Here is a 9124-nt window from a genome sequence, read left to right as displayed (position 1 = left end):
GCCCTGAGCAGCCGCGACAGGTCCTCTGACACGTGGATGGGCAGCCGTACGGTGCGGCTCTTGTCGTGGATGCCGCGTTCGATGGCCTGACGGATCCACCACATCCCGTACGTCGAGAACTTGTACCCGCGGGTGTAGTCGAACTTCTCCACGGCCCTGATCAGCCCGAGGTTGCCCTCCTGGATGACGTCGAGCAGCGGCAGCCCGCGGAAGGCGTACCGCCTGGCGGCGGCGACGACCAGGCGGAGGTTGGACCTGATCAGCTTGTCCTTGGCCCGCCGCCCGTCGCGGACGACGGCTTCGAGCTCCGGGGTCGCGGCGCCGCGCTCGATCAGGTGGCCCGCGTACAGTCCTGCCTCGATCCGCCGGGCGAGGTCGACTTCGTCCGCGGCGGAGAGCAGGGGGTTCTTTCCGATCTGCTCCAGGTACATGCCGAACAGGTCGGGCTCTGCGGCCGACATGCACCGGCAACTACCCGGTGAACGGCGGCGAATTCCCGGTTTCGTTGAGTTCGGCGATGGCCAGCTCGGCCGTGCTGCGGATGTCGAAGAACTTGTCCAGCGCGGTGATCGCGAACAGGTGCTTGCACCGGCCGTTCAGACCGGACAGCAGCAGCTTGCCGCCGGAGGCGGTGACGGCCTTGTGCAGGTAGACCAGCACGGACAGGCCGGAGGAGTCGCAGACGCTGACGGCCTGCATGTCGATGACCAGGAGCGGCGGCTGGGTGAGGTCGAGCGCCTTGGTGACCCGGTCGCGCACCTCGGCCGCGGACCCGAAGTCGAAATCCCCGGTCAGGCGTGCGATGACGCAGGGGCCCTGGAGTCCGAGGCTGATCGACAAAGCCTGCTCCGAAGTCACCCAGCTCCACCTACCCGCGTTGTTTCCCACTTGTCTACTTCTCGACCACTTTACGAGAAGTAGCGTCTCGGGTTGAACACCAGCATCTGTTCGATCTGGTCATCGGTGACACCAGAGCCGAGCAGTGCGGCCAGAACGTCATCGTGAATGTGATCGTAGCGCCAGTTCGGCGCGAGCGTGTTTCTGGCCTCGTCCCATGCGCCGCCGAAGTAGTCCATGAAACAGGCCGTGTCGTGGCTGAGGACCATGCGGTCGGCGTATCCGCGCCGGCACAGGGCCGCGATCGTGGCCACGCGCTGCTCGGTCGGGTTGTAGACGTCGAGACCGAACCGGTCCATGCCCAGCGTCGCGCCGGTGTCGGCCAGGCGCATCAGGTAGTCGAGGTCGTTGCTGTCGCCCGCGTGCCCGACGACCACTTTCTCCAGGTTCACCCCTTCCTTGGCGAACAGGTCCAGCGCGAGCAGCCCGCTCTGGGTGAAGGCGTTCGTGTGCACGGTGATCGGCGCCCCGGTCAGCACGTGGGCCCGCGCGACGGCCCGGCAGATGCGCTCGACGCCGGGCGTCAGCCCCTTGTGCTCCACCACGCATTTCAGCAGCGCGGCCTTCACCCCGGTGTCGGCGATGCCCTCGGTGAGGTCGCGGACGAAGTCGTCGATCATCGGGTCGGGCATGTCGAGGAACAGGCCGGGGCCGCGGTGCTCGTACTGGTGGGGCAGCTCCTCGAAGGCGTACAGGCCGGTGGCGACGACGATGTTGAGTCCGGGCACCTCGGCGGCCACCCGCTGGATGCGCGGGATGTGGCGGCCGAGGCCCCACACCGTCGGGTCGACGATCGTCCGCACGCCCTTGGCCGCCACCGCGCCGAGCTTGGCGACGGCGTCGGCGACCCGGAACTCCTCGTCCCACCAGGCGCCCTGGCCGTAGTTGTCCACGTGCTCGGCGGCCACGACGAACACGTGCTCGTGCATCAGCGTCTGGCCGAGCCGTTCGACGTCGATCGGGCCCCGGACGGTCTCGACGGTGGGCATGGGACCTCCATACCAACTGGTCAGTAAGTGCGCCCAACGTAGGCCGCCCCTGCCGCACCGTCAACCGTCCACGGCGAAGCCCGATCGGCGCGTCGGCACATGTCGGGATTCACCGGGTCAGGCGCGGGAAGAGTGGCTCCGGCCTCGGCAGCCGCTCCCCCGACACCGCCGCCGCCACCCGCGCCGCCGCCGTCGGCAGGAACGGCTCCAGCTGGACGGCCAGCGTCCGGCACGCCCCCACCAGCACGCCCAGCGACGCCTCCCGCTCGCCGGCGGCCTGCTGCCACGGACGGACGCGTTCGACGTACCTGTTCGCCTCCTCCACCAGCCGCCACACCGCTCCGGCGGCCCGGCGGAAGTCGAAGTCCCGCAGCGCGCCGTGCACGTCGCCCGGCCCGAGCTCCTCGCGCACCTCCGGCACGTTGCCGTCCAGGAACCGGTGGACCATCGTGGCCACCCGGTTGACCAGGTTGCCCACGCCGTTGGCCAGGTCCTCGTCGGCCCTTGCGATCAGGCGTCCCTCGGTGAAGTCGGCGTCGCCCACGCGCGGCACCTCGCGCAGCAGCCACCACCGCACCGCGTCCACGCCGTACGCGTCCACCAGGGCCACCGGGTCGACGGCCGTCCCGGACGACTTGCTGATCTTGCGGCCGTTCACCGTGAGGTAGTCGTGCACGAAGATCTGCGACGGCAGCGGCTCGCCGGCGGCCAGCAGCATCGCCGGCCAGTAGACGGCGTGGAACCGGATCACCCCCTTCCCGACCAGGTGCACCTTGTCCGGCTCGCGCACCCACCAGCGCTCGTGGTCCGCGCCCTCCAGGGCGGTGACGTAGTTGGCGAGGGCGTCCCACCACACGTACACGACCTGGGTGGGATCCCCCGGCACGGGGATGCCCCAGCCGCGGGCGCGCGCCGCCGACCGCGAGACGCTGATGTCGGCCAGCCCCGCCTCGACGAACGCCAGCACCTCATTGCGCCGGGCGGCCGGCTCGATGCGCAGGCCGCCGCCGCGGATGAGGTCGAGCAGGGCGTCCTGGTAGCGGGAGAGCCGGAAGAACCAGTTGCGCTCCGAGACCGCCTGCAGGGGCGCCTCGTGACCTTCCGCGCAGGGTCCCTCGGGGTAGAACTGCTCGCAGCCGACGCAGTAGAGCCCCTCGTAGTGCCGCTGGTAGAGGTCGCCTTCGACGGCCTTCCAGATGCGTTCGACCCCGGCGCGGTGGGCGGGGTGGCTGCTCGTCCTGACGAACGCGTCGAAGGACAGGTCGAGCGGTTCGCGCAGTCCTTCGAACGCGGCCGCGTTGCGGTCCACGAACTCCCGTACCGGCAGCCCTTCGGCCTCGGCGGCCAGCACGTTCTTCAGCGAGTTGTCGTCGGTCCCGGTCTGGAACCGCACGGGTTCGCCGCGCCGCCGGTGGTGCCTGGCCAGCACGTCCGCCTGGACGAGCTCCAGCGCGTGCCCGAGGTGCGGGCGGGCGTTGACGTAGGGGATGGTCGTCGTGATGTACATCGGTCGCCTCCCGGAAAGGGGCCCCGACACGACGAGAGGCCCCGGGTCGCAGGGCCTCAACAGGACGTCGTCGGTGAAACCCCCTACGGGGCCATCATCACCGTGCTGATCGTCATGCTCGCCATCGTACCCGGCGTCAGGCCAGCCCGGCCAGCTTGTAGAGCACCAGCGACCCGGCCACCGCCACGTTGAGGCTGGCCCCGGTGCCGATCATCGGGATCTCGACCACGGCGTCGAGCAGGTCGAGCGCCTCGCCGGGGATGCCGGTGGCCTCGTGGCCGAGCACCACGACGGTCGGCTCGCGGGCCATGGGCAGGTCGGCCAGCCTGATGGCGTTCTCGGCCAGCTCGACGCCCAGCACGCGGTCGCGCCGGGAGGCCAGCCAGGGCAGCGGATCGACCCAGTGGACGCATGCTCCGGCCCGGAGGGTGTTCCCCCTGGCCAGCGCCTCGGGGACCCAGGGCAGGCGGGGCACGGCCAGGCACGCGCCGGCCGCGTCGCAGGTGCGCAGCAGGGTGCCGAGGTTGACGCCGTGCATGGGCCACAGAGGGGCGACGGTGAGATGGCCGAGGCATCGGGGCCGCCTGCGCCGCCGCTGGGCCCGGAGCTCTCTGCGGGTGCGCACCCGGATGCCGCTCATGCGGCCGGGGGGAGGGTCCTTACGCGAACGTTCACGGGAAGGGCGCTTTCGTCGGCACGCCCGGGCCATCGTCGAGAGGAATCACGCCCAGTTTACGCCCGCGAGCCGCTCGCGCGACGGCGTACGGCCCAGACGGCCAGCCCCACGGCGAAGACGGCCACCCCCGCGAGCACGGAGGCGACCGGCAGCGTGAACGCCAGCACCAGGCACAACACCAGCCCGAGCACCGGCACGGCCTTGACCGGCGCGCCCTCGGCCCGCGAGAGGGTCAGCGCGCAGGCGTTGGCGATCGCGTAGTAGACCAGCACCCCGAACGAGGAGAACCCGATCGCGCCGCGCAGGTCGGCCACCAGCAGCAGCACGACCACCGCGGCCCCGACCGCCGCCTCGGCCCGGCGCGGGACCCGGTGCTCCGGGTCGACCGCGGCCAGCACACCCGGCAGGTCACGCTCCCTGGCCATCGCGAGCACGGTACGGGAGACGCCGAGCAGCAGCGCGAGCAGCGCCCCGAGCGAGGCCACCGCCGCCCCCGCCCCCACGACCGGCACCAGCCACTCCGCCCCCGCCCGGCGCACGACGTCGGCCAGCGGCGCCGCGGACCCGGCCAGCCCGGACGCCCCGAGCGTGCGCAGGGCGGCCACCGCCACCAGCGTGTAGACGACGAGCGTGACGCCGAGGGCGATGCCGATCGCCCGCGGGATGGAACGGGCCGGATCGCGCACCTCCTCCCCCAGCGTGGCGATCCTGGCGTATCCGGCGAACGCGAAGAACAGCAGCCCGGCTCCCTGGAGCACGCCCCACGGGCCCGCGCCGGGCAGCCCCGCGCCCGGCATTCCGGGCGGCCGCTCCCCCGCCAGCCCGGCGACGATCACCGCGGCCAGCACGGCGAGCACGAGCACGACGATCACCCGGGTGACCGCGGCCGAACGCTGGACGCCGAACAGGTTGAGCAGCGTGAGCGCGACGACCGCCGCGACGGCCAGCGGCCGGGCCGCGCCGGGGGCGACGTACGAGCCGAAGGTGAGGGCCATCGCGGCGCACGAGGCCGTCTTGCCGACGGTGAAGCCCCAGCCCGCCAGGTAGCCCCACAGCGGGCCGAGCCGCCGCCGGCCGTAGACGTAGGTGCCGCCGGACTCGGGATGGAGGGCGGCCAGGCGGGCCGAGGAGGTGGCGTTGCAGTAGGCCACGACGGCGGCGATCGCGAGGGCGACGAGCAGTGAGCCGCCCGCCGCGGCGGCGGCCGGGGCGAAGGCGGCGAACACGCCCGCGCCGATCATCGCGCTCAGCCCGACGACGACCGCGTCGCCGGTGCCCAGCCGCCGCGCCAGGCCCTCGGCCATGCCGCCCCCTCCACTGACCTTGATCGGGTCACCGGTCAGGAGATCCCGAGGGCCCCACTCTGCCGCACGCCACCGACATCCTCGCCGCCGGGTCCGTCAGGAGGTCGCCTCGGGGCCCGGGACCACCAGCACGGGACGCCGGGCGTGGTGCAGGACGCGGTCCGAGGTGCTGCCGAGCAGCAGCGATCGCACGCCGCCCAGTCCCCGCGTGCCGGTGACGATGAGGGTGGCGTCGATCTCGTCGGCGACGTCCACGATGGTCGACCACACCGCCACCGAGTCCAGGTCGCACCGCGGCGTCGCGTCGAGGCCGGCCTCGCGGGCCAGTTCGGCGCCGTGCCCGGCCAGCTCGGTCATCGCCTGGCCGATCGCCTCGTCCTCGGCCGCGGTGTTGTCGAGGGTCATCATGAGCCCGGCGGAGGCGCGGGCGGAGGTCATCGCCAGCCGCTCCCAGACGGTCAGCACGACGGCGGACCTGTCCTGCACGGCCCGTCCGGCGAACTCGATGGCGGCCTTGGAGTCGTCCGAACCGTCGTAGGCGATCAAAATGGTCATCTTCACAGCTCCTTGGGCGAGGTCAGAGCCCTTCCTCTTTCCAGGAGCGGACCGTTCTCACGCGAAAAGGGACGGGAAGATCATCCCGCCCCTCGCGAACCGGCCAGGCGTCACGCCAGCACGGCCGACACCCGCCGGGCCGCCGGCCTGAGCATCGACAGGCCCGCCAGCGCCAGCACGCCGATCTCGGTCACGACCACCACACGCTGGGTCAGGCCCGCCGGGATGTCGTCGTTGCTCAGCGGGATGCCGAACATGCGCACCACGTACGGGACCACGACCAGCAACAGCGCCCCGAGGGCCACGCCGCTCAGCACGCGCATCGCTCTGGCGTACCGGATCCTGGCCTTGGCCAGCAGGAAACCCGCGGCGGGCATCACCAGGAAGGCGGCGAAGGCGGCGTAGCGGTGGATGCCTCCGGACAACGAGAGCGGCACCCCGGGACGGTCGGTCGGGAAGGCCCCGATCAGGAACATGCTCGCCCCCCACGCCACCAGCAGCGCGACGACCCAGCGGTTGGCGCCCGAGCGGCGCAGCGCCTCGGCGATCAGCCCGGACCCCACGGCGAACAGCGTCAGCGAGGCCGGCAGCAGCCATCCGGACGCCTGGAAGGCGTACTCGCTGATGACGCTGTGCAACGGGTCGAGGCCCGCCTCGGCGTGCAAGGTGAGCATCGCGCCGGCTCCGGTGCCGATGGCCGTGAATCCGCTGACAAGCAATCCCCTCATGCCTTAAAGCTCGCGTAAGGCGACCTTGACCGGCATCGGAGATGAGCCCCCAGCGGGCCCTGATCCGTCCCCTAATACCTTGGTCGGCAAACTCCGGGGACGAGCCCGTGACCTGCGGGAAGACGACCCTGGGTAGGGTCTGCCTCCTCAGGGTGGGTGCAGTCGGCGGCACCCTCGATTTGACTTGGAGTGCACTCGAAGGGTGACTCTGGATACATGACGATCCAAGAGGCCGCCCAGCGTTCGGGTCTCAGCGCCCACACCTTGCGCTACTACGAGCGCATCGGGCTCATCCACTCGGTCGGTCGCAACGTCAGCGGGCATCGCGACTACGCGGAGGCGGATCTCCGCTGGCTGGACTTCCTCACCAAGCTGCGGACCACCGGCATGCCCATCGCCGACATGTGCCGCTACGCGGAGCTGCGCCGGATGGGCGAGCACACCTCCGCCGAGCGGCTGGCCATGCTGGAGCTGCACCGGGAGCGCGTCCGGGCCAGGATCGCCGAGCTGAGCGCGGACATGGACGTCCTCGACCTCAAGATCGACAACTATCGGGAGCGGATGTGAAGACGCGCGTTCTGGGGACCGGTGGCCCGCGGGTGTCGGCCCTCGGCCTGGGTTGCATGGGCATGCCGGAGTTCTACGGCCAAGGCGACGAGAAAGAGCCCAGCTCGCGCTGGCCTGGCTGCTGGCCCAGGGCGACGACGTGGTGCCGATCCCCGGCACGAAACGCCTGGCGTACCTGGAGGAGAACGCCGCCGCGGCCGACGTCGCGCTGACCGCCGAGCAGCTCGACGCCCTGGCCAGGGCGGTGCCCGCGGACGCCGTCCGGGGCGCCCGCTACCCGAACATGTCGGAGGTCGAGCGCTAGGCCGCGCGCCTGGTCGCGCCGGTCACGACCACCAGCGCGACCAGGACGAGCGCCGTCAGCGGGATCGGCGCCGGCGTCAGCGCCGACAGCAGCACGAGCACGGCCGCGCCCAGGAAGGCCGCGCTGTCGGCGGCCCCGTAGCGGTGGGGCCGCACGTGCAGCAGCCAGAGCATCGACAGGAACACCGCGACGGGCACCGACACGGCCAGCGCCGCGCCCGTGGCGGACAGGTGGGACGCGCCCGACGCGTGGTCGATGCTCACCTCGACCCCGGCGCTGAACGCCCCGACCGCCGCGAAGATCGCGTAGTGGCCGTACCCCCAGAGGAGGGCGCGCCTGGTGGAGTCGAGGATCTCGGCGGTCGGCGGGTCGAAGTAGAGCCACCACATGGCGAAGGCGATCACCAGCGCGCCCAGGGCCAGCACGATCAGCTCGGGCAGCAGGCCGGCGGTGCGCGCCTCGGCCTGGAAGGCGACCGTGGCGGCCAGCACGTTCTCACCCATCATGATGATCGTGAACAGGCCGTACCGCTCGGCGATGTGGTGCGGGTGCCAGGCGGTCGGGCTGCCCCGCTCGGCCCACACGGGCACCGCGAGCTCCAGCAGCACGCCGAGCGCGAACGCCGCCAGGTACCACTCCCCCGGCACGACCAGCAGCGGGATCCAGCCGACCTGCGCGACGCAGATGCCGGCGGCGTACCGCACGGCTGTCCGCCGCCCCGGACGGTCGCCGCAGGCGGCCCGCAGCCAGTGGGCGGCCATGGCCAGGCGCATGATGACGTATCCGGCGTAGACCACGCGGAAGTCGTGCTCCTGGAACGCCCTGGGCACCCCGGCGGCCAGCACCAGCACGCCCGCCATCTGGGCCAGCGTGGTCAGCCGGAACAGCCAGTCGTCGTTGTCGTAGGCGGAGGCGAACCAGGTGTAGTTCATCCACGCCCACCAGATGGCGAAGAACGTCGTCAGGTAGCCGAGGACGCCCTGGGCCAGGTGGCCTTCGCTGAGCGCGTGGTGGAGCTGGGAGCCGGCGAACGAGACCGCGACGACGAAGCACAGGTCGAAGAAGAGTTCCAGGTTGGTGGCGACGCGGTGGGACTCGCCCGCGTCGCGCGCCCGCATGGGTCGTAGCCGGATCATCCTCCGATGTCTACACCAGGGAGGCCGGCAGGTCGAAGTAGGCCCGGACCGCGGTCGCGCCGGGGCGGCTGTGGACGCGTACGAGGTCGGCGAGCAGGTTGACGATGAGCAGGCCGCGCGAGCCGGAGCGGCGCGCCTCGACGGGCAGGCGCCCGGCCAGCGGATCGGTGATGTGACCGCCGTCGGCGACCTCGCAGACCAGCCGCGCGTCCTCGATCCAGACCCTGATCAGGCCGGCGCCGCCGCCGTAGTCGAGGCTGTTGGCGCCGAGTTCGGCCACCACGAGCCGGATGTCGTCGAGCCGGTCGTCCCCGAAGCCCGCCGCCTCGGCCTGGCCGGCCGCCAGGATGCGGGCCGAGGCCAGGTTGGTGTGGTCGAAGCGCAGCGAGACGCACGCGGCCGGCTCGGGGAGCGGCTGGTTGTGCCGGGCGACGACCTCGTCGGGCGCGTAGCCGGGGCTG

General features: G+C 71.9%; 12 protein-coding genes. 2 read left to right on the top strand and 10 right to left on the bottom strand.

Going from position 1 to position 9124, the window contains the following annotated elements; genetic code table 11:
* From ACWCSD_RS40290 to ACWCSD_RS40255, 8 genes are all read right to left on the bottom strand, one after another.
* Positions 1 to 461, bottom strand: a 461-nt coding sequence (locus tag ACWCSD_RS40290) for a sigma-70 family RNA polymerase sigma factor (protein WP_449922756.1), incomplete at its 3' end; no start/stop codon positions are given.
* Between the two features lie 10 nt (positions 462 to 471).
* Positions 472 to 858: an STAS domain-containing protein gene (locus ACWCSD_RS40285; protein WP_358287921.1), complete on the bottom strand. Its 387-nt coding sequence runs from the start codon at positions 856 to 858 to the stop codon at positions 472 to 474.
* A 50-nt stretch (positions 859 to 908) separates the two neighbouring features.
* The gene (locus ACWCSD_RS40280; RefSeq protein WP_358287923.1) at positions 909 to 1886 is read right to left on the bottom strand and encodes a phosphotriesterase family protein; all 978 of its coding nucleotides are present in this window, start codon (positions 1884 to 1886) and stop codon (positions 909 to 911) included.
* A gap of 109 nt (positions 1887 to 1995) precedes the next feature.
* Positions 1996 to 3393, bottom strand: coding sequence for a methionine--tRNA ligase (locus ACWCSD_RS40275; protein WP_449922754.1), 1398 nt, complete (start codon positions 3391 to 3393; stop codon positions 1996 to 1998).
* A 136-nt stretch (positions 3394 to 3529) separates the two neighbouring features.
* The gene (locus tag ACWCSD_RS40270) at positions 3530 to 4033 is read right to left on the bottom strand and encodes a TrmH family RNA methyltransferase (protein WP_449922752.1); all 504 of its coding nucleotides are present in this window, start codon (positions 4031 to 4033) and stop codon (positions 3530 to 3532) included.
* Positions 4034 to 4125: 92 nt separating this feature from the next.
* Entirely contained in the window at positions 4126 to 5373 is a 1248-nt protein-coding gene (locus ACWCSD_RS40265) for an APC family permease (RefSeq protein ID WP_449922750.1), read from the bottom strand.
* A 96-nt stretch (positions 5374 to 5469) separates the two neighbouring features.
* On the bottom strand, positions 5470 to 5928 hold the full coding sequence (locus ACWCSD_RS40260) for a universal stress protein (protein WP_352327171.1): 459 nt from the start codon (positions 5926 to 5928) through the stop codon (positions 5470 to 5472).
* Between the two features lie 110 nt (positions 5929 to 6038).
* The gene (locus ACWCSD_RS40255; RefSeq protein WP_352327172.1) at positions 6039 to 6656 is read right to left on the bottom strand and encodes a DUF998 domain-containing protein; all 618 of its coding nucleotides are present in this window, start codon (positions 6654 to 6656) and stop codon (positions 6039 to 6041) included.
* Between the two features lie 216 nt (positions 6657 to 6872).
* On the opposite strand from ACWCSD_RS40255, the gene ACWCSD_RS40250 reads away from it, so the two are divergent.
* Complete coding sequence (locus tag ACWCSD_RS40250; protein WP_358287935.1) at positions 6873 to 7223, top strand: MerR family transcriptional regulator; 351 nt, start codon at positions 6873 to 6875, stop codon at positions 7221 to 7223.
* Between the two features lie 52 nt (positions 7224 to 7275).
* Positions 7276 to 7527, top strand: coding sequence for an aldo/keto reductase (locus ACWCSD_RS40245; protein ID WP_449922747.1), 252 nt, complete (start codon positions 7276 to 7278; stop codon positions 7525 to 7527).
* On the opposite strand, the gene ACWCSD_RS40240 is transcribed toward ACWCSD_RS40245, so the two are convergent.
* Both ACWCSD_RS40240 and ACWCSD_RS40235 read right to left on the bottom strand, forming a co-directional pair.
* Positions 7524 to 8663 carry a low temperature requirement protein A gene (locus ACWCSD_RS40240; protein ID WP_449922745.1) on the bottom strand — a complete coding sequence of 380 codons (1140 nt, stop codon included), beginning with the start codon at positions 8661 to 8663 and terminating at the stop codon, positions 7524 to 7526. The genes ACWCSD_RS40245 and ACWCSD_RS40240 overlap by 4 nt on opposite strands.
* 10 nt (positions 8664 to 8673) lie before the next feature.
* A partial coding sequence (locus ACWCSD_RS40235) for an ATP-binding protein (RefSeq protein WP_449922743.1) occupies positions 8674 to 9124 on the bottom strand: 451 nt, incomplete at its 5' end.

The organism is Nonomuraea sp. NPDC001684 (genome assembly GCF_053596515.1).
The sequence above is the reverse complement of the archived record's forward strand: the minus strand, read 5'-3'. Positions and strand labels throughout refer to the sequence as shown.

Bases quoted from the DNA above. Each gene is read 5' to 3' on its own strand.
- ACWCSD_RS40260 (WP_352327171.1), bottom strand. From the start codon at position 5,928: ATGACCATTTTGATCGCCTACGACGGTTCGGACGACTCCAAGGCCGCC.
- ACWCSD_RS40265 (WP_449922750.1), bottom strand. From the start codon at position 5,373: ATGGCCGAGGGCCTGGCGCGGCGGCTGGGCACCGGCGACGCGGTCGTC.
- ACWCSD_RS40240 (WP_449922745.1), bottom strand. From the start codon at position 8,663: ATGATCCGGCTACGACCCATGCGGGCGCGCGACGCGGGCGAGTCCCAC.
- ACWCSD_RS40275 (WP_449922754.1), bottom strand. From the start codon at position 3,393: ATGTACATCACGACGACCATCCCCTACGTCAACGCCCGCCCGCACCTC.
- ACWCSD_RS40270 (WP_449922752.1), bottom strand. From the start codon at position 4,033: ATGAGCGGCATCCGGGTGCGCACCCGCAGAGAGCTCCGGGCCCAGCGG.
- ACWCSD_RS40280 (WP_358287923.1), bottom strand. From the start codon at position 1,886: ATGCCCACCGTCGAGACCGTCCGGGGCCCGATCGACGTCGAACGGCTC.
- ACWCSD_RS40255 (WP_352327172.1), bottom strand. From the start codon at position 6,656: ATGAGGGGATTGCTTGTCAGCGGATTCACGGCCATCGGCACCGGAGCC.
- ACWCSD_RS40250 (WP_358287935.1), top strand. From the start codon at position 6,873: ATGACGATCCAAGAGGCCGCCCAGCGTTCGGGTCTCAGCGCCCACACC.